Source organism: Frigoribacterium sp. VKM Ac-2859, from assembly GCF_013204925.1.
Taxonomy (GTDB): Bacteria; Actinomycetota; Actinomycetes; order Actinomycetales; family Microbacteriaceae; genus Frigoribacterium.
Genome location: NZ_JABMLC010000001.1, coordinates 1,403,792 through 1,421,171 on the forward strand (window position 1 = coordinate 1,403,792; position 17,380 = coordinate 1,421,171).

19 protein-coding genes are annotated in these 17,380 nt (G+C 74.1%); 11 read left to right on the forward strand and 8 right to left on the reverse strand.

Going from position 1 to position 17,380, the window contains the following annotated elements:
• Positions 1 to 2 precede the first annotated feature (2 nt).
• Positions 3 to 2,585, forward strand: a complete 2,583-nt coding sequence (locus tag HQQ78_RS15610) for a lamin tail domain-containing protein (RefSeq protein ID WP_216844160.1) — start codon at positions 3 to 5, stop codon at positions 2,583 to 2,585.
• 125 nt (positions 2,586 to 2,710) lie between these two features.
• On the opposite strand, the gene HQQ78_RS06520 is transcribed toward HQQ78_RS15610, so the two are convergent.
• Positions 2,711 to 3,652: a PhzF family phenazine biosynthesis protein gene (locus HQQ78_RS06520; RefSeq protein ID WP_173151687.1), complete on the reverse strand. Its 942-nt coding sequence runs from the start codon at positions 3,650 to 3,652 to the stop codon at positions 2,711 to 2,713.
• A 107-nt stretch (positions 3,653 to 3,759) separates the two neighbouring features.
• Entirely contained in the window at positions 3,760 to 4,407 is a 648-nt protein-coding gene (gene aztA, locus HQQ78_RS06525) for a zinc ABC transporter ATP-binding protein AztA (RefSeq protein ID WP_173151689.1), read from the reverse strand.
• A 51-nt stretch (positions 4,408 to 4,458) separates the two neighbouring features.
• On the opposite strand from aztA, the gene aztB reads away from it, so the two are divergent.
• The 5 genes from aztB to HQQ78_RS06550 all read left to right on the forward strand — a co-directional run bounded on the left by aztB (position 4,459) and on the right by HQQ78_RS06550 (position 10,301).
• Positions 4,459 to 5,358 carry a zinc ABC transporter permease AztB gene (gene aztB / locus HQQ78_RS06530; RefSeq protein ID WP_173151691.1) on the forward strand — a complete coding sequence of 300 codons (900 nt, stop codon included), beginning with the start codon at positions 4,459 to 4,461 and terminating at the stop codon, positions 5,356 to 5,358.
• 76 nt (positions 5,359 to 5,434) lie between these two features.
• Entirely contained in the window at positions 5,435 to 6,700 is a 1,266-nt protein-coding gene (locus tag HQQ78_RS06535) for an ABC transporter (protein ID WP_173151693.1), read from the forward strand.
• Complete coding sequence (gene aztC, locus HQQ78_RS06540) at positions 6,697 to 7,689, forward strand: zinc ABC transporter substrate-binding protein AztC (RefSeq protein WP_173151695.1); 993 nt, start codon at positions 6,697 to 6,699, stop codon at positions 7,687 to 7,689. Before HQQ78_RS06535 ends, aztC begins: the two co-directional genes overlap by 4 nt.
• A 29-nt stretch (positions 7,690 to 7,718) precedes the next feature.
• On the forward strand, positions 7,719 to 8,948 hold the full coding sequence (gene aztD / locus HQQ78_RS06545; protein ID WP_173151697.1) for a zinc metallochaperone AztD: 1,230 nt from the start codon (positions 7,719 to 7,721) through the stop codon (positions 8,946 to 8,948).
• A gap of 306 nt (positions 8,949 to 9,254) precedes the next feature.
• The gene (locus HQQ78_RS06550) at positions 9,255 to 10,301 is read left to right on the forward strand and encodes a helix-turn-helix transcriptional regulator (RefSeq protein WP_173151699.1); all 1,047 of its coding nucleotides are present in this window, start codon (positions 9,255 to 9,257) and stop codon (positions 10,299 to 10,301) included.
• 127 nt (positions 10,302 to 10,428) lie between these two features.
• Here the strand turns inward: HQQ78_RS06550 and HQQ78_RS06555 are convergent, their stop codons facing one another.
• From HQQ78_RS06555 to HQQ78_RS06565, 3 genes are all read right to left on the reverse strand, one after another.
• Positions 10,429 to 10,866 (reverse strand): VOC family protein, encoded by a 438-nt coding sequence (locus HQQ78_RS06555; protein ID WP_173152217.1) that lies wholly within the window; start codon positions 10,864 to 10,866, stop codon positions 10,429 to 10,431.
• Between the two features lie 82 nt (positions 10,867 to 10,948).
• Positions 10,949 to 11,248, reverse strand: coding sequence for a DUF1905 domain-containing protein (locus HQQ78_RS06560; RefSeq protein ID WP_173151701.1), 300 nt, complete (start codon positions 11,246 to 11,248; stop codon positions 10,949 to 10,951).
• A gap of 37 nt (positions 11,249 to 11,285) precedes the next feature.
• Complete coding sequence (locus HQQ78_RS06565; RefSeq protein WP_173151703.1) at positions 11,286 to 12,335, reverse strand: GTP-binding protein; 1,050 nt, start codon at positions 12,333 to 12,335, stop codon at positions 11,286 to 11,288.
• A gap of 83 nt (positions 12,336 to 12,418) precedes the next feature.
• On the opposite strand from HQQ78_RS06565, the gene ykgO reads away from it, so the two are divergent.
• Positions 12,419 to 12,541, forward strand: coding sequence for a type B 50S ribosomal protein L36 (gene ykgO, locus HQQ78_RS06570; protein ID WP_056224971.1), 123 nt, complete (start codon positions 12,419 to 12,421; stop codon positions 12,539 to 12,541).
• A gap of 22 nt (positions 12,542 to 12,563) precedes the next feature.
• Positions 12,564 to 13,160: a GrpB family protein gene (locus HQQ78_RS06575; RefSeq protein ID WP_173151705.1), complete on the forward strand. Its 597-nt coding sequence runs from the start codon at positions 12,564 to 12,566 to the stop codon at positions 13,158 to 13,160.
• Between the two features lie 17 nt (positions 13,161 to 13,177).
• Here the strand turns inward: HQQ78_RS06575 and HQQ78_RS06580 are convergent, their stop codons facing one another.
• On the reverse strand, positions 13,178 to 14,020 hold the full coding sequence (locus HQQ78_RS06580; RefSeq protein WP_173151707.1) for a helix-turn-helix transcriptional regulator: 843 nt from the start codon (positions 14,018 to 14,020) through the stop codon (positions 13,178 to 13,180).
• Positions 14,021 to 14,123: 103 nt separating this feature from the next.
• Here HQQ78_RS06580 and HQQ78_RS06585 point away from each other — a divergent pair, with 103 nt between their 5' ends.
• Positions 14,124 to 14,804, forward strand: a complete 681-nt coding sequence (locus HQQ78_RS06585) for an SDR family NAD(P)-dependent oxidoreductase (protein WP_056046963.1) — start codon at positions 14,124 to 14,126, stop codon at positions 14,802 to 14,804.
• A gap of 76 nt (positions 14,805 to 14,880) precedes the next feature.
• Here HQQ78_RS06585 and HQQ78_RS06590 read toward each other — a convergent pair whose 3' ends face one another.
• Positions 14,881 to 15,564, reverse strand: coding sequence for a cation diffusion facilitator family transporter (locus tag HQQ78_RS06590; RefSeq protein WP_173151709.1), 684 nt, complete (start codon positions 15,562 to 15,564; stop codon positions 14,881 to 14,883).
• A complete protein-coding gene (locus tag HQQ78_RS06595; protein ID WP_159825897.1) occupies positions 15,561 to 15,914 on the reverse strand; it encodes a helix-turn-helix transcriptional regulator in 354 nt (117 codons plus the stop codon). Before HQQ78_RS06595 ends, HQQ78_RS06590 begins: the two co-directional genes overlap by 4 nt.
• A gap of 123 nt (positions 15,915 to 16,037) precedes the next feature.
• Between HQQ78_RS06595 and HQQ78_RS06600 the strand changes: the two genes are divergently transcribed.
• The gene (locus HQQ78_RS06600; protein WP_123570692.1) at positions 16,038 to 16,778 is read left to right on the forward strand and encodes a ZIP family metal transporter; all 741 of its coding nucleotides are present in this window, start codon (positions 16,038 to 16,040) and stop codon (positions 16,776 to 16,778) included.
• A 95-nt stretch (positions 16,779 to 16,873) separates the two neighbouring features.
• On the forward strand, positions 16,874 to 17,344 hold the full coding sequence (locus tag HQQ78_RS06605) for a MarR family transcriptional regulator (RefSeq protein WP_056046983.1): 471 nt from the start codon (positions 16,874 to 16,876) through the stop codon (positions 17,342 to 17,344).
• Positions 17,345 to 17,380: the final 36 nt, after the last annotated feature.

Here is a 17,380-nt window from a genome sequence, read left to right on the forward strand (position 1 = left end):
GAATGCGCACGCCCCTGCTCCGCCTCGGCGCCCTGACCCTGGCCGGCTCGATCGCCGCCGCCGGGCTCGTGGCCACGAGCGCCCTGCCCGCCCTCGCGGCCGACGCCGACGTCGTCGTCAACGAGATCGACACGACCGACGACTGGGTCGAACTGCTCAACGCCGGCCAGACCCCGACCGACGTGTCGGGCTTCGTGCTGCGGGACGACAAGGACACGCGGACGCTCGCGCTGCCCGCGGGCACGGTCCTCGCCGCCGGCGAGCGCCTGGTCGTCGACGTCGCCGACGACGCCGTGTGGGGCGCCGCCGCCTACGGACTCGGACGCGCCGACGCCGTCCGGCTCTACGCCGCCGACGGCACGACCCTGCTCGACTCGTACGCCTGGACGCAGTTCCCGACGACGACCTACGGCCGCTGCGCCGACGGCACCGGCGAGTTCGCGACGACGGCCGCCGGGACGCGAGGCACCGCCAACGAGTGCGCGACGACACCGACTCCGACCGACCCGACGGACCCCGCCCCGACCGACCCGACGACCCCCGCCGTGCCCGCCACGACCGACGTCGTGATCAACGAGGTCGAGTCGAACGGCGACGACACCGACTGGGTCGAACTGACGAACGTCGGGACGGTGCCCGTCGACGTCTCGGGCTACACCTTCCGGGACGAGGACGACGTGCGCACGCCCTTCACCCTGCCCACCGGTTCGGTCGTGCAGCCCGGCGCCTTCTTCGTGATCGACCAGGCCTCGGGCTCGAACCCGGTCGGCTTCGACTTCGGACTCGGCCAGCCCGACTCGGCACGCCTGTTCGACACCGCGGGCACGCTCGTCGCGTCGTACGCCTGGAGCGTCCACAGCACCGTCAGCTACGGCCGCTGCCCCGACGGCACCGGTGAGCTGACCACGACGACCGCGACCACGAAGGGCGCGGCGAACGACTGCTCGTCGCCCGTGCGCATCAACGAGGTCGAGAGCCAGGGAGGCGCGCCCGGCGACTGGGTCGAGCTCACGACCGTGGGCACCTCGTCGGTCGACCTCGGCGGCTACGTGCTGACCGACTCCGACCCGACGCACCGCTACGTCGTCCCCGCCGGGACCGTCGTCGCCCCCGGCGGCTTCGTCGTCCTCGACGAGCAGACCCCGACCTCGGCCGGCTTCGACTTCGGACTGGGCGGTGCCGACTCGGTGCGCCTGCTGCTGCCGGACGGCACGACGGCGGCCGACGGTTCGACCCTCGCCGACGAGTACTCGTGGACCTCGCACGCCGCCACGACCTACGGCCGCGGACCCGACGGCACGGGCGACTTCGCCGTCACGTCGACCTCGACCAAGGGCTCGGCCAACACCTTCGCCGGCGTCTCCGTGCCGACGGCCTGGCCCGGCGGACCCGACGAGGTCCCCCTGGACGACGAGGGCACCTTCACCGGTGACCTGAGCGGTCTCGACTACGAGCCGACCGGCACCGCGACCCCCGGCACGCTCTGGGCGGTGCAGAACGGCGACGGCCTGCTCTACCGGATCGTCCCGGACGGCGCCGGCGGGTGGGCACCGCAGACGACCGACGGCTGGGCCGCGGGCAAGAAGCTGCTGTACCCGAGCGGGGTCGCGACCGACATCGTGGACGCCGAGGGCGTCACGGTCGCCGACGACTCGTCCGCGGGCGGCGTCTACGTGTCGACCGAGCGCAACAACGCCTCGGGCTCGGTCAGCCGCCCCTCGGTGCTGCGCTACGACGCCTCGAGCCCGGCCACGACCCTGGTCGCCACCGACGAGTGGAACCTCGCCGCGGACTTCCCCGGCCTGGGGGCCAACGCGGGCCTCGAGGGCATCACCTGGGTGCCCGACGCCTGGCTGACCGAGGCGGGGTTCGTCGACGAGGCGACCGGCGCCTCCTACGACCCCGCGACGTACGCCGGCCACGGTGACGGGCTCTTCTTCGTCGGCGTCGAGGGTACCGCGAGCGTCTACGCCTACGCCCTGATGGACGACGGTTCGTTCGAGCGCGTCGCCACCATCGCGACGTCGTTCGCCCTGGTCGCCGACCTGCAGTTCGACGCCGACCTCGACGCGCTCTGGGTCGTCTGCGACGAGGCCTGCTCGGGCCGCACGGCGCTGTTCTCGGTCGACGAGTCGGGGTCGTTCGCCGAGGACGTCGTCCACGAGGCACCGATGAACGCCGACCGCGGGCTCGCCAACGAAGGCTTCGCGATCGCCCCGGCGGCGACGAGCGTCGACGGGTTCCGCCAGACGTTCTACGCGGACGACAACGACACCGACGGGTTCTCGCTGCGCGCCGGGACGTTCCCCGGCGTGGCGGCCGAGCCCGGGACGCCCGGCGACCCCGGCACCCCCGGGACGCCCGGCAACCCCGGGACGCCCGGCACGCCCGGCGACCCCGCTGCCCCCGCCGATCCCGGCACGGGCGTGACGCCGATCGGTCAGGGCTCGGCCCCGGCGACGGTCGACGGGCAGCTCGCCTTCACCGGTTCGGACGCCCGATGGGCAGCGGCCGCGGCCCTGCTGCTCGTGCTCGCCGGGGCGGGCACCCTGATCGCCCGCCGGCGTCGACTCACCCGCGACTGAGGCACGACGCCCCACGACCCCGTGTCGAGCGATGCACCCGGAAGCGTCCGGGCGCGTCGCTCGACACGGGGTTCTTCGTCGTGCGGCGTCCGTGCCGCGGCCGTGGCGGCCGACGGGTCAGCGGGTCAGCGGGTCAGCGGCGTCGCCGTGCCGGTGACCGTGACGCCGCCGACGACCGGGACGTCGACCACGAGGCGGCTCGGACGCCCCACGTGCCGCCCCTGCCTCACCACGACGCGGGCAGGAGGCGCGATCAGGTCGAGCGCGCGGAGGTAGCCGCCCAGCGACGCGGCCGCCGACCCCGTCGCCGGGTCCTCGGTGAGGGAGCCGACGGGGAACAGGTTGCGTGCCTCGACCACGGTCGCCCCGGACTCGTCGACACCCTGGGCGTGGATCACCGTGATCGTGCCCGCCCAGCCCTGTTCGTCCATGAGGGTCCGCACGGCGACCGGGTCGAACCCGAAGGCGTCGAAGACCCGCTGGTCGCGGACCGCCACCACGGGGTGCCGGTTGCCCGCGAAGGACTCCCGCAGCGGACGACGCTCGTCGAGGTCGGCGTGCGTGAGGCCGAGCAACGCCAGCAACCGGTCGGCGACGGTCGGGTCCAGGTCGCGCACGACGGGGTCGACGCTCGTGAACGACGCCGTCACCGGGCCCGCGACGGCGTCGGCACCCCCACGCGAGGTCTCGATCACGACCGGCCCGACCGCCGTCTCGAGCGTGAACGCTCCGACCCCGCGACGCTCGGCCAGGGCGACGGCGGTGGCGATCGTCGCGTGCCCGCAGAACGGGACCTCGGCCCCGGGCGAGAAGTAGCGCACGACCACGTGCCGTTCGTCGCCGGCGCGGGACGGATCGACCACGAACGCCGTCTCGGCGTACCCCACCTCGGCGGCGATCCGCCGCATGTCGGCGGCCGAGAGGGCCGACGCGTCGAGCACGACGCCGGCCGGGTTGCCGCCGCCCGGTCCGTCGGCGAAGGCCGTGAGGTGCAGCACCTCGACGGTCGGGGCGGACGGCGAGGGAGCGGCGGGGCCGGCGGGAGGCGAGGGTCTGCGGTCGGTCACGACGCCACTGTGCCGCACCGCGCCTCCTCGTCGCCAGCGCCACCTCGTGCCGGGTGGCCGGCCCGGACCTCGCGACCGTGCCGGACCGTGTCGGACCCCGAGCCGCCTCACACGACCCGACCGGCCTCGAGCCGCACCACGCGGTGCGCGGCGTCGAGCAGCAACGGATCGTGCGAGACCGCGAGCACCCCCGTGCCCCGGGCCGCCTCGTCGAGCAGCGTGGCCCGGATGCGGTCGGCGCTGTCGGCGTCGAGCCCGGTCGTGGGCTCGTCGAGCAGCAGCAGGTCGGCCCCGCGCGCGAGTCCGTGGGCCAGGAGCGCACGCTGCCGCTGGCCACCCGAGAGCGCGGCGAAGGGTCGGGGCGCCAGGTCGGCGACGTGCAGGCGCTCGAGCGCCTCGTCGACGGCGGCGCGGGCTCGACGGTCGAGGGGACGCCACCGGCCCACGCGACCCCAGGCACCGACCGTCACGACGTCGCGCACGGTGACCGGGAGCCCGTCCGGGATCGACGTGCGCTGCGGGACGAAGGCGATCGTCGACGTCGTCGAGCGCGTGCCCGACGACGGTTCGCGGACGCCCGCGACGACCTCGAGCAGCGTCGACTTGCCGGCGCCGTTGGGGCCCGCGACCACGGTCAGGGCACCGCTGCACACCTCGAGGTCGACGTCGGCCAGGGCCACCCGGTCACCGAACGTGCACCCCACCCCGAGGAGGCGCGCCAGGGACGAGGGAGCGGTGGCGGTGATCGTCGTCATGCCGGCAGCCTAGTTGATAAGCGTTCTCATTCTCAGCTACGGTCGTGTCTCGTGCCCTTCCTCTTCACCGCCGTCCTCGAGCCGTTCTCGCTCGACTTCGTCCAGCGCGCCCTCGTCGGCGGCGGCCTCGTCGCGATCCTCTGCGGCGTCGTCGGCACCTGGGTCGTGGTCCGCGGCATGGCCTTCCTCGGCGAGGCGCTCGCGCACGGCATGCTGCCCGGCGTCGCCCTCGCGACCGTGCTCGGTGCGCCCGTCCTCGTCGGCGGGGCGCTCAGCGCCGTCGTGATGAGCCTCGGCGTGGCGGCGCTGCAACGACGCGGTCGCCTGTCGTACGACACGAGCATCGGCCTCCTCTTCGTCGCGATGCTCGCCCTCGGCGTCGTCGTCATCTCGCACTCGGGCAGCTTCGCCACCGACGCCACGTCGATCCTGTTCGGCGACGTCCTCGCGATCACGACGGCGGACCTCGGCCTGCTCGCCGGCGCGACGACCGTCGGCGTCGGCCTCGCGGCCGCCTTCCACCGCCCCCTGCTGGCCCTCGCCCTCGACCCGCGCCTGGCCGCCGTGCTGGGGCTCGGTCCGCGCTCGGCCCAGGCCGTGCTCGTGGGCCTGGTCACGCTCGCCGTCGTCGCCTCGTACCAGGCCGTCGGGTCGTTGCTCGTCGTCGGACTGCTGCTCGCACCGGCCGTCGCCGCGGGCCACTGGACGACGCGCCTGCCCACGCGGATGGTCCTCGCCTCGGTCGTCGGCGTGCTCGCCGTCGCCGTCGGCCTGCTCGTCTCGTGGCACGCCGCGACGGCCGCCGGCGCCTCGATCGCAGCGACGGCCATCGCGTTCGCCGGCCTCTCGGGGGCCGGCCACGCCGCCCTCGGCCGTCGGCGGGCACGTCGGGTCGACACCGCCGCCCCGGGTCGCACGGGCACGGCGCCCGTCGCGACCCCCGCCGCCTGACCCGCCCGCACGACCCCACGTCCGCACTCCCCCGCCCGTCTCCCCGACCCACCCCACGCCCACCCGGAAGGACCGCATGCGATCCCCCCTCCTCACGACCTGCCTGCTCGGCACGCTCGCCCTCGGGCTGACCGCCTGCTCGACCGACACCCCGCCGGGCGGCGACCCCGCCGCCGGGACCACGGCCGACGAGACCGGCACCACCGGCGAGGGCCACGGCGCCGTCGCCGGTGCCGAGGAACTCGCCGAGCCCCGTCTCGGCCTCACCACGATCGACCCGTCGGGCACGGTCGCCCACCTCGACCTGCTCGACGAGGGCGTCGTCGAGCTCGGGTCGGTCGATGCCCCGACCGCCGTGGAGACCGACGGGCGGTACCTGTTCGCCGAGACCGCCGGCGGCCTCGAGGTCGTCGACAGCGGGGTCTGGACGTGGGACCACGGGGACCACTTCCACTACTACCGGGCCGACCCGCGCCTCCTCGGCACCGTCGAGGGCGACGGCGCGGCGACCGTCGCGACCACGAACCTGTCGACCTCGGGTTCGACCGGCGTGCACTTCGCCGGCTCGGGCGACGCCGTGCTGCTCGACACCGAGGCGCTGTCGCGGGGCGAGCTGCGGGAGCGGTTCCGACTCGACGGCGAACCGGGCACCGGCATGGTCGTCCCCGTGGGCTCGTACGCCCTGGTGACCGAGGGGCGCGGCGAGGCGACGACGCTCGTCGGACGGACCGCCGACGGTGACGAGACCGGCCTGCGCGAGGCCTGCCCGGACGCCTCGGGCACGATCACGACCCGCGTCGGGGCGGTCGTCGGCTGCTCGGACGGCGCCCTGCTCGCGACCGTCGCCGACGACGAGCTCGTCGTCGAACGCATCCCCTACCCGGCCGGCTCGACCCCGTCGTCGGGCGGCACGGCGGCCCCGGCCACCGCGTTCGACAACCGGGAGGGGCGACCCACCGTGGCCGGGCTCGCCGGCTCCGCGGGCGTCTGGTTGCTCGACACCCGGGCCCGGGCCTGGACGCTGCTGCCGGCACCGACCCCGCTGGTCACGGTGACCGCCGTGGACGACGCCGACCAGCGCCTCCTCGCCCTCGCCCGGGACGGCCGCGTGCTCGTCCTCGACGGCACCACCGGCCAGGTCGTCGCCGAGACCGCGCCGCTCGTCGCGGACTCGCTCGCCGCGGGCCGGACGCCGACGCTGATCGCCGACCAGCAGCGCGCGTACCTCTCGGCCCCGGTCGAGGGGCGGCTGTACGAGATCGACGCCGCCGACGGCGCGCGGATCGCCCGCAGCTTCGAGACGGCGGGCGAGCCGGCCTTCGTCGCGGAGACGGGTCGATGAGGGCGCCGTCGACGGCCCGCCGCCGGGCCGGGCTCGCCACCGCCAGCCGCAGCACCGCCGCCCGCGTCGCCGCCGTCCGCGTCGCTGTTGTCCGCGCCGCCGCCGTCACCGTCGCGGCCGCGCTGGCCCTGACCGGCTGCGCACCCGCCGGCGACGACCGTCCGGTCGTGTTCGTGTCGACGAACATCCTCGGCGACGTCGTCGACGAACTGGTCGGCGACCAGGCCGAGGTCGTCACCCTGATGAAGCCGGACGCCGACCCGCACTCGTTCGAGATCTCGGCGCAACAGGCGGCACGGATGCGGGCGGCCGACCTCGTCGTCTCGAACGGCCTCGGCCTCGAGGAGGGGCTGCAGCAGCACCTCGACGCGGCGGTCGACTCCGGCGTGGCCTCGTTCGTCGCCGCGGACGCGATCGACGTCCTCGACTACCGCGACGGGGACGCCGCCGGCACCCCCGACCCGCACTTCTGGACCGACCCGGGCCGCATGCTCGACGTCGTCGACGCCCTCGGGCCGGTGCTCGCCGAGGTCGACGGCGTCGACGCCGCGGCGCTCACCGCGCGCACCACCGACTACCGGGCCGAGCTCGACCGGCTCGACGCCGACATGGTCGACGCCTTCGCCGCGATCCCCGCCGAACGGCGCGCACTCGTGACGAACCACCACGTCTTCGGCTACCTCGCCGACCGGTTCGACTTCGACGTCGTCGGGGCCGTGATCCCCGGCGGCACGACGCTCGCGGCGCCGTCGGCGTCCGACCTCGCCGACCTGGTCGACGCCGTCGAGACGACGGGCGTCCCCACCGTGTTCGCCGAGTCGTCCTCGCCCGACCGGCTCGTGCAGGCCTTGGCGAGCGAGGCGGACGTCCACGTCGACGTCGTCGAACTGTTCACCGAGTCGCTCACCGCGGCCGACGGCGACGCCCCCGACTACCTGACCATGATGCGCGTCGACACCGAGCGCATCGCCACCGGACTCTCCCCGTGAGCGTCCGACCACCAGAAAGAGGAACACCCATGCGCACCACCCACCTGCGACGGACCGGCGGCACGCTGCTCGCCCTCGGCGTCGCCGCGACCCTCGTCGCCTGCTCGACCGGCGGACCCGGCTCCGCGTCCGACGCGACGGGCGGCGCCGACGCGACCGGCGCCTCCTCGTCCGGCCCCCGCCTCGCCGTCTCGTCCGAGGGCCGCGTCACCGTGCTCGACGGCGAGACCCTCGAGACCGTCGGCGCGTTCGACTCCGAGGAGTTCACCCGCCTCAACCCGGCCGGCGACGGCCGACACGTCATGGTCACGACGAGCGGCGGGTTCCAGGTGCTCGACACCGCGGCCGGCAGCTCGTCCGAGCCCGCCCTGACCGACCTGGTGTTCGACGCCGACACCGCGGGCCACGTCGTCCGGCACGGCGGCAAGACGATCCTCTACGCCGACGGCACGAGTGACACCACGGTGTTCGAGTCCGCCGACCTGACCGACGCCGTCACCGACGGCGAGCTGCCCGCGGTCGAGACGATCGAGGGCGTCGAGGCCCACCACGGCGTCTCGGTCGTGCTCGAGGACGGCACCTTCCTCACGACGGTCGGCGACTCCGACGGCCGCACGGGCATCGAGGTGCGCGACGCCGACGGTGCGGTCGTCGCGCAGAGCGACGAGTGCCCGGGCGTCCACGGCGAGGGCACCGCGGCCGACGAGGCCGTCGTCCTCGGCTGCGAGGACGGAGCGCTCGTCTACCACGACGGCACGATCACCAAGCTCGCCTCGCCCTCGCAGCCCTACGGCCGCATGGGCAACGCGTACGTCAGCGAGACCAGCCCGCTCGTCGTCGGCGACCACAAGGACGACCCCGACGCCGAGGGCTACCTGCTGCACGCGGTCACCCTGATCGACACGGCCGCCGACACCCTCGACGTCGTCGACCTGCCCGAGGGCGTCGAGTACACCTTCCGGGGCGTCGCCCGCGGCCCGGGCGACCTCGCGTACCTGATCGGCACCGACGGCGCCGTGCACGTGCTCGACCCCGCGACCGGCCAACTCACGGCGTCGTGGCCCGTGATCGGCGCCTGGGAGGGGCCGGCCGAGTGGCAGGACGCCCACCCCGCGATCGTCGTCGCGGGTGACGTCGGCTACGTCACCGAGCCGGCGACGGACAGCGTGCACGCGGTCGACCTGACCACGGGCGAGGTGCTGTCGTCGCGCGAGCTCGACGTCACGCCCAACGAGGTCGCGGTGGCCACGGCCGACTGACGCGACCACCCCAGGGACGAGGAGGCGCGGTGCGAGGGCACCGCGCCTCCTTCGTGGTCGGGGGCTGCGCACGGCTCGTCCGGCCGGCCCGGCGCGCTCGGCCGCCCCGGCCGGCCCCACCCCGCCGGCCCGCCCGCCCGCCGGTCGCTGACCCGTCCTCTGGGGGCACCTCGGCCCCCGTCCCCGCGTGCCGCGGCACCGAAGACCGGGAGAGTCCGACGAATTCGTGACGTTTCGCCCTCGGGCCACGTCTCCATCGTGTGCCGCCCACGGCGGCGCCGCAGGACCACGGATCGAGAGGACCCCATGCCGAGCTTCTACGTCAGCGCGCCCGACGGAGAACCGGACCCCACCGGCGGGGTCTCCGCGCACCCCGTCGACCTCGCGGGCGGCGGCGACGACGGGGGCGGGTCGACCTACCGGCGCGTCCAGGACGGCGGCACCGACCTCCGCGAGGCGACCCGCCGCCTCGAGACGCACTACCGGGGCCGACGATTCCGGTCCCAGTCGGGAGGCAGCCCGTTCGAGTACTCGTACGTGCTCGCCGGCGACGACCGCCTCGTCATGCAGACCTCGTCGTTCAGTGCACCGATGCAGGGCGAGATCCCCTTCCCGGGGCAGTACATCGTCGCGTGGAACCGCAGCGGACGCACCACCCTGCACCAGCGCGGCCACACGTTCACGAGCGAGGGCTCCACGCCGTTCCTCATGCCGGCCGAGGAGGCCTTCTCGTTCGAGTCGACCCCGCGGAGGAACGGCATGGTGCAGGTCGGCAGCGACTTCCTCGAACGGACCGCCGCCGAACGCCACGGCGGACCGTCACAGCGCGTCGTGTTCGACTACGCGGTCACCCCTCGCCCCGAGGCGGTCGCGGCCTGGCGGACCGCCGTCGGTTCGAGCGCCGCGGCCGTCGTGGCCGAGCAGGCGTCACCGCTCGTGCGACTCGAGGCCCAGCTCACCCTCGCCCGGGCCATGCTCGACCTGTTCCCGTGGCGCGCCGTCGACGTGCCCGTCGGCCTGCGCACACAGGAGGCCGCCCGCGTCCGGCACGCGGTCGAGTACATCCACGCCCACGCCGCCGAGCCGCTCACCCCGGCCGACATCGCCGAGGCGTCGGGCATGCACACCCGCACCCTGCAGACGTCGCTGAAGGAACACCTCGGCACGTCACCGGCGGCGTACCTGCGCCAGGTGCGCCTCGACCGCGTCCACGACGAACTGCTCGCGGCGGCCCCGAACGAGACCCGCGTCTCGGACGTCGCCCGACGCTGGGGCTTCGGCAACTTCGGCCGGTTCGCGGGGTCGTACGCCGCGCGCTTCGACGAGTACCCCCGCGACACGCTCGCCCGCTAGCGACGCCCTGGCCTGCCCTGCCCGGCCCGCCCCGCCCCGCCCCGCCCCGCCCCGAGGAGGCGGTGGTCGAGTGGGCAGAAATCGTCCTTCCCGCTCGCACGAAGGACGTTTTCTGCCCACTCGATCGTCAGGCGCCCTGCTGCTGGGCGTAGGCCTCGGGGCCCTGTTCAGCCGCCGACGGGTCCATCCAGCCGAACTCGAGGATGTTGCCGTCCGGGTCGGTTAGCTGGCGCTGGTACATGAAGCCGTAGTCCGACGCGGGGCGCGCCTCCCTGCCTCCGGCGCCGAGGCCGGCCGTGACCGTCGTGTCGACCTCGTCGCGCGAGTCGAGCATGACGGCGGTGGCGACCGAGGGGGCCGTGGTCGGATCGCCGATGGGCAGGTCGGTGAAGGTCTGGAAGTACTCGCGCCGGAGGATCATGAACGCGCTGTGGTCCTCCTCCACGATCACGCACGCGGCGTTCTCGTCGGTGAAGAGCGGGTTGATGGTGAACCCGAGGGCCGTGTAGAACGACTTCGCCCGGTCGAGGTCGGTCACGGGCAGGTTGACGAACATCATGGCCACGGTGTTCTCCTTCGAACGGTCCACGGGTGGTGACGCTCAGCGTGGCCCCGCCCGTGTCGGCCGTCAAGACCTCGGCGGCAGCTCAGAAGTCGAGCAGGCGCACCGTGACGCCCACGGTGTCGCCGACGCCGAGGCCCTCGGCGTCGCGCACGGCCCGCTTGACGGGCAGGGCGTAGGCGTTCTCGTCGCCGAGGGGGAAGACCGACGTGGTGAACGTCGACGAGCCGACCCGCGCCTCCACCCGGACGGAACCCCAGCCGCGCAGCAGGTCGCCGGCCACCATCAGGACGTGGTCCTCGACGTCGGGCGGCAGGCTGACGAACGTGTAGAAGGCTCGCCGACTCTCCCACCGCCACAGGTCGGCGTCGAACGTGAACTGCATCTCGACCCCTACTCCCGCCGCGAGCCGTCCTCCGAACCTAGTGCCGGTGCCCCGGCCCGGCCCCCGGCCCGCTCCACACCGGGAACGGGTCGACGAAGTCGCGCCAGCCCGCCGGGTCGCCCAGCAGCTCGTCGTCGGTCAGGAGGCACGTGTCGAGCTCTCGACGGATCGTCGCGACGTCGAGGTCGAGACCGAAGAAGGCGATCTGCTGGCCGTGCGGCGAGTCGGGGTGCCACGACGGGCTCGAGGTCGGGTCGAGGCTCAGCATCTGCCCGACGCTCGACCACGAGCCGACGCGGTCGCTGCGGGTCGCGAACTGGGTGAAGCCGCGCGAGCGCAGCACCGTGCCGACGGCGCCCGGGGCGAAGGTGTGCTCGACCGCGACGGCGAGGCGCCCCGGGTGGAACGGACGCTCGTCCCGGTAGGCGTACGTCGTGACCACGCCGTCGTGGTCGAGGTCGGGGGTGTGCTCCGAGAGGGCCTGCATCCAGCCGGCGGCGCCGCCGAGCTGCGCCGCGCCTCCCGGGCTCTCGAGGGTCTCGCGTCGCACGGCGTCGACGCCGGCGACGAGGCTCTCCGGCGCCAGTCGCGCGAGCAGCCGGCGGATCGTCCGCAGGTCGCGCGGGGACACCCCGGCCGTGTCGACCAGGACGATCACGGTCGCGTACTCGACGAGGTCGACGACGTGCTCGGCGGCGAGGAACCGGTCGTCGACTCCGCCGAGCACGAGGTCGACCAGCTCGACCGCGCTGACGACCGAGACGACGTGCTGCAAGAGCGACCGACCCGAGGGCCGCCCCAGGGACGAGTCGAGCAGGGAGCCGAGCAGCAGACCGGTGGCCCGGCTCGGGGTGCCGGCAGCGAGCGTGGCCACGACGTCGACCGGGTGCCCGTCGTGGGCGAGGTCGAGCGCGAGCCGGTGCACGGCGTCGGCGGCGTCGTGCGCGTCCGGACCCGCGACCAGCCGGTGGCTCGTCGATCCGAGCAGCCGGTCGGCCACCTGGTCCACCGCCGACGGGCTCTGGCCCGTCACGAGGACGACGCCCCGGTGGCGTGGGGACGAGGAGGCGCGGGTCGGTTCGGTCATGCCCCCACGCTAGGTGATAATGGTTCTCACTAACAACCGACACCACCCCATCGACTCCACCCCATCGACTCCAGGAGGCAACCGTGAAGGTCCGCAACTCGCTCAAGGCGCTCAAGAAGATCCCCGGTTCGCAGGTCGTCCGCCGCCGCGGTCGGGTCTACGTCATCAACAAGAAGGACCCGCGGTGGAACACGCGCCAGGGGTGACGTCGTCTGGCAGGATCTCCTGATGCCTGCCGACCGGACCCCCCGCCGCCCCGACGTCACGACCACCGAGGTCGTGGGCGGTGCCGAGGCCGTCCACGTCTCGTTGCACGAGTACGACGAGCGCTGGCCGGCCGAGTTCGCCGAGCACCGACGCCGCATCGTCGAGGCCCTGGCGCCGTCGGGCATCGCCGTCGACGTCGAGCACATCGGCTCGACGTCGGTGCCAGGCCTCGCAGCGAAGCCGATCGTCGACGTCGTGGTCGCGGTGCCCGACATCACCGCGGAAGATGACTACCTCGACCCGTTGCTCGCCGCGGGCTACGAGCTGCGGGTGCGCGAGCCGGGGCACCGACTCGTGCGGACGCCGGAGCGCAGCGTCCACGTGCACGTCTACGAGCAGGGTGCCGACGCGATCGCCGGGTACCTGCTGCTGCGGGACCACCTGCGCACCGACGCCGCCGACCGCGAGCTCTACGCCGGCGTCAAGCGGGACCTGCTCGACCGCCGCTGGGACGACATGAACGACTACGCCGACGCCAAGACCGAGGTCGTCACGGCCATCACGGCGCGGGCTCGCGCCGCCCGCGACGCAGCCCGGGACGCAGCCCGCGAGGGCTGACCCGAGCGGGCACGGCCTCAGCCGGCCGAGGTCGCCGCCATCGACTGCAGCCCGGTGACGCGCAGCAGGTCGAGTCGCGCCTCGTCGTCGGACCCCGGCGCCACCGTGTAGACGACGATCCTCAGGTCGCCGGGCGCGGTCAGCACGTCGCAGTCGATCGCGATCGGCCCGACCGGGGAGCCCGTCACGGTCTTGCGACTGGCCCGGTGCTCGGCGACCTTGGCCTCGGCCCAGCGGCGTGCGAACCCGGGCGACGTCTCGAGCAGGCGCGACACGAGGTGGCCGAGCGAGGGGTCCGACGGATAGCGCCCCACCGCTGCCCGCAGGTCGGCGGCGAGGTCGCTCGCGAAGTCCTCCTCGTGCCGGGCGTCGAACTCGGTGCCCTCGTGGCCCGACGTGAAGTGACGCCAGACGAGGTTGCGCTCGAGCCCGACGAGGCGCGACGGGTCACCGTTCACCGCGGCCCAGAGGGGGTTCCAGAGCAGGATGTCGTGGGTCGCCGAGAAGACGGCCAGCGGCACGTCCCCGAGCCGGTCGACGATGCGCTGCACGCCGGGCCCCACGTGGCGCGGGACGATCCCGGCCGACGGAGGCGCGGCGCCGGCCGAGCGGTAGAGGTGGTCGCGTTCGTCGTCGCTCAGGCGCAGGGCGACCGCCAGGGCGCGGAGCATCTGCGGGGACGGGTTGGTCGCCCGACCCTGCTCGAGGCGGACGACGTAGTCGACGCTCACCCCGGCGAGCGCCGCCAGCTCTTCGCGGCGGAGACCCGTCGTGCGGCGCCCCGCCCCCGCGGGCAGCCCCACGTCGGCCGGGCCGACCCGGTCACGCCACGACCGCAACACGTCCGCGAACTCACTCATGCCCCTCATCCTCCCCCGGCCCGCGCGCCCGAGGGTGGTACCGGCAGTCCTCCCGTCGTGCGGGGCCTGGGTGCCGAGGCGGGGCCGGGCGCAGCATGGACCCATGACCACCACACTCATCACCGGGGCCAACAAGAGCCTCGGACTCGAGACCGCCCGCCGCCTGATCGAGGCGGGCCACACCGTGTACGCCGGCATGCGCGACCTCGACTCGGGCGACGCCGTCCGGGCCCTCGGCGCCCACGCCGTGCAGCTCGACGTCACCGACCAGGCCGGCGTCGACGCGGCGCTCGCCTCCCTGCCCGAGCTCGACGTCCTCGTCAACAACGCGGGCGTCCTCGGGTCGTCGTTCGGCGTCGACGACCTCACCCCCGAGACGATGCAGGAGGTGCTCGACGTCAACGTCGTCGGGCTCGTCCGCGTCACCCAGGCCGCGATGCCCCTGCTGCGCCGCTCCGACCGTCCCGTGATCGTCAACGTCGCGTCGGGCGTCGGCTGGCCGCGCTGGCTGAGCACCGAGGGCCACGACGAGTACCCCGTCGCCGCGGTGCCCTACGCGTCCTCGAAGGCGGCCGTGATCGCCCTGACCGTGCAGTACGCCAAGAACCTGCCGACCTTCCGCGTGAACGTCAGCGACCCCGGCTACACCGCCACCGACTTCAACGGGCACGGCGGCCACCAGACGGTGACCGAGGGCACGGACGCCACCGTCGCCCTCGCCCTGCTCGGGCCCGACGGCCCGACCGGCGAGTTCCACGACCGCCGGGGCCGCATCGACTACTGAGCGGCGACCGCAGGAGGCGCGGTGCGAGTCCTCGGGACCGGCACCGCGCCTCCTGCGCGTCCGGTGGGCCGGCCGTTCAGCAGCAGTCGCAGGCCTCGGCTCCGCGTTCGCCCGTGAGGGCCGAGACGGGTGTCGTGCAGGCCTCGCCGCGCCAGGCCTCGACCCCCTCACGGACGGCGAAGACGACGATGACGAGTCCTGCGACCGGGTCCGCCCAGGTCCACCCGAAGGCGAGGTTGAGCACCAGGCCGAGCAGGACGGCGGCCGAGAGGTAGCTGCAGATGAGGGTCTGCTTGGAGTCGGCGACGGCGGAGGCCGAGCCGAGCTCGGTGCCGGTTCGTCGCTCGACGAGGCTGAGGAACGGCATGACCGCCAGGCTGACGGCGGCCAGCACGATGCCGACCGGGGAGTGGTCGGGTTCGCGGGCGCCGGCCAGGGCGAGGACCGCGTCCACGCCGACGTAGGCGGCGAGACCGAAGAACGAGAGGGCGATCACGCGGAGGGCGAGCCGTTCGCGCCTCTCGGGGTCGGGGGCCGCGAACTGCCAGGCGACCGCGGCGGCCGAGAGCACCTCGACGACGGAGTCGAGGCCGAAGCCGATCAACGCGGTCGAGGACGCGACCGTGCCCGCGGCGATCGCGACGATCGCCTCGACCACGTTGTAGCCGATCGTGATCGCCACGACGAGACGGATGCGCCGCTGCAGCAGGAGGCGACGGGCCGGGGCGATCGGCGCGGGCGACAGTGCGGCGGAGGTCATGCACCGCCCCCGCAGCAGAACGGCACGTCGCACGAGTCGTCCGGACACGGCAGACCGTCGTCGACCGCGAGGACCACCTCGACGAGGGCGGTCAGTGCTCGGGTCAGGTGGACGTCGGCGATCTCGTACCGGGTGGATCGCCCCTCGGGGGCGGCCACGACGAGACCGCACCCGCGGAGGCATGCGAGGTGGTTCGACACGTTCGACCTGGTCAGGCCGAGTTCCGTCGCGAGGACGCCGGGGTAGCCGGGGCCCTCGAGCAGGGTCAGCAGGATGCGTGAGCGGGTCGGGTCGGCCATCGCCCGCCCCAGGCGGTTCATCACGTCGACGCGGGACGAAAGGGTCAGCATGTGCTGACCATACAGCACTCGCTGACCGGTCAGGGCGCCCGGGGCACACGTCCATCCCCCGCGGGTCCGGTCCTCGGGACCGGCACCGCGCCTCCTGCGCACGGAAGGACTAGACACGTCCTCGTGCCCTCACCGCTCCTCCTCGCCTCTCTCGCCGGCCTGCTCTCGGGCCTCTCCCTGGTCGTCGGGGCGGCGGTGTCGTGGTTCGTCAGGGTGCCCCGCGAGGTGGTCGCCCTCGTCATGGCGTTCGGTGCCGGCGTCCTGATCTCCGCACTCTCGTTCGACCTCGTCGACGAGGCCACGAGCAGCGGCGGGCTGCTCCCGACCCTCGGCGGGTTCCTGGCGGGCGCCGTCGTCTACGTCGTCCTGGACCAGCTGCTCGAGCACGGCGGGTTCCGGCGCAAGCACCACCGTCGCGGGTCGGCCGGCTCGGGCACCGGCCTGGGCATCGCCCTCGGCGCCCTGCTCGACGGCGTCCCCGAGACCGCCGTCCAGGGCGTCAGCCTGACGGGCGGCGGGTCCCTCAGCATCGCCGTGCTGGTGGCCGTGGTGATCTCGAACTTCCCCGAGGGCATGTCGAGCACGGCCGACCTCAAGTCGTCGGGCCGGTCGGCCGGGTACGTCTTCGGCCTCTGGTCGGGCATCGCCGTGGTGTGCGCCCTGTCCGCGCTCGGCGGGTACGCCCTCCTGGGCGGGGTGCCCGAGGGCGGACAGTCGTTCGTCATGGCGTTCGCCGCCGGGGCGATCCTCGCGATGATCTGCGACACGATGATCCCCGAGGCCTTCCGCAAGACGCAGACGCTCACGGGACTCGTGACGGTGCTGGGCTTCGTCGCGAGCTACGTCGTGCACCAGGTCGCCTGAGCGGGTCGCCCGAGCGGGTCGTCGCGCCCCGAACTGGGTCATCCGTTCTGCGCAACGGTGCCGACGACGGGGTCGATGCTCGGTACCCTGCTGTCGTGAGCCCCGACCTTCCCGCCACTCCGGAGAACCACCCGGAGTCCGTCCGGCGTCTCGCCGCGACGCTGCAGACCCTGGACGAGGCCCACCGCCGCTACCGGCTCCACGCCGCGAAGGTCTTCGGGATGGGCCACACCGAGCTGGCGGCCCTGCTCGCCGTCGCCGACGCCCCGGGGCTCACCCCGGGAGCACTCGCCCAACAGCTGCTGCTGAGCACGGGGGCGACGACGGCCGTGGTCGACCGGCTCGAGAAGTCGGGGCAGGTCACGCGCAGCCGTCACCCGGGCGACCGCCGCAGCCTCTTCCTCCACCTGACCACGCAGGGCGAGGACACCACGACCACCCTGCGCGAGGCGTACCAGTACGTCCTCTCGACCACGGGCACGGACGAGACGATCGCCGAGGCCCTCCCCCAGCTCGACAGCATCGCCGCCGCGCTCGACGCCGCCGCCCGCGAATCCGCGTCCTGACCCGGGCCGGCCGGTGCCGGACTCGTGCGCCCGCTC

What these genes read in the sequence shown, in the direction of transcription:
- HQQ78_RS06590 (WP_173151709.1), bottom strand. Translation starts at nt 15,564, where the DNA reads ATGACCTCCGCCGCACTGTCGCCCGCGCCGATCGCCCCGGCCCGTCGC.
- HQQ78_RS06550 (WP_173151699.1), top strand. Translation starts at nt 9,255, where the DNA reads ATGCCGAGCTTCTACGTCAGCGCGCCCGACGGAGAACCGGACCCCACC.
- HQQ78_RS15610 (WP_216844160.1), top strand. Translation starts at nt 3, where the DNA reads ATGCGCACGCCCCTGCTCCGCCTCGGCGCCCTGACCCTGGCCGGCTCG.
- HQQ78_RS06535 (WP_173151693.1), top strand. Translation starts at nt 5,435, where the DNA reads ATGCGATCCCCCCTCCTCACGACCTGCCTGCTCGGCACGCTCGCCCTC.
- aztD (WP_173151697.1), top strand. Translation starts at nt 7,719, where the DNA reads ATGCGCACCACCCACCTGCGACGGACCGGCGGCACGCTGCTCGCCCTC.
- aztA (WP_173151689.1), bottom strand. Translation starts at nt 4,407, where the DNA reads ATGACGACGATCACCGCCACCGCTCCCTCGTCCCTGGCGCGCCTCCTC.
- HQQ78_RS06560 (WP_173151701.1), bottom strand. Translation starts at nt 11,248, where the DNA reads ATGCAGTTCACGTTCGACGCCGACCTGTGGCGGTGGGAGAGTCGGCGA.
- HQQ78_RS06595 (WP_159825897.1), bottom strand. Translation starts at nt 15,914, where the DNA reads ATGCTGACCCTTTCGTCCCGCGTCGACGTGATGAACCGCCTGGGGCGG.
- HQQ78_RS06565 (WP_173151703.1), bottom strand. Translation starts at nt 12,335, where the DNA reads ATGACCGAACCGACCCGCGCCTCCTCGTCCCCACGCCACCGGGGCGTC.
- HQQ78_RS06580 (WP_173151707.1), bottom strand. Translation starts at nt 14,020, where the DNA reads ATGAGTGAGTTCGCGGACGTGTTGCGGTCGTGGCGTGACCGGGTCGGC.
- HQQ78_RS06585 (WP_056046963.1), top strand. Translation starts at nt 14,124, where the DNA reads ATGACCACCACACTCATCACCGGGGCCAACAAGAGCCTCGGACTCGAG.
- aztC (WP_173151695.1), top strand. Translation starts at nt 6,697, where the DNA reads ATGAGGGCGCCGTCGACGGCCCGCCGCCGGGCCGGGCTCGCCACCGCC.
- HQQ78_RS06575 (WP_173151705.1), top strand. Translation starts at nt 12,564, where the DNA reads ATGCCTGCCGACCGGACCCCCCGCCGCCCCGACGTCACGACCACCGAG.